Here is a 327-nt window from a genome sequence, read left to right on the forward strand (position 1 = left end):
CGAGTTCGTGCGCGAGATCGAGCCGGGCGAGATGGTGGTAATCACCGAAAACGAAGGCGTGCAAAGCTATTTCCCGTTCGAGCGTCGCGCCAGCCGCTTCTGCATCTTCGAGCATGTCTATTTCTCCCGCCCCGACAGCATCATCGGCGGCCGGTCGGTCTATGACACGCGCCGCATGATCGGGGTGGAACTGGCCAAGGAAGCGCCCGTGGACGCGGACCTTGTGTGCCCGGTGCCGGACAGTGGCACGCCCGCCGCCATCGGCTACAGCCAGGAGTCGGGCATTCCCTATGCCATGGGAATCATCCGTAACCAGTATATGGGCCG

1 pseudogene is annotated in these 327 nt (G+C 63.0%); it reads left to right on the top strand.

Features of this window, described 5'->3' with window-relative positions:
* Positions 1 to 327, top strand: a pseudogene (locus H2O73_RS23565) (hypothetical protein); the annotation flags it as partial.

Origin of the sequence: Vibrio marinisediminis, assembly GCF_014050145.1 — a bacterium.
Classification (GTDB): Bacteria; Pseudomonadota; Gammaproteobacteria; order Enterobacterales; family Vibrionaceae; genus Vibrio; species Vibrio marinisediminis.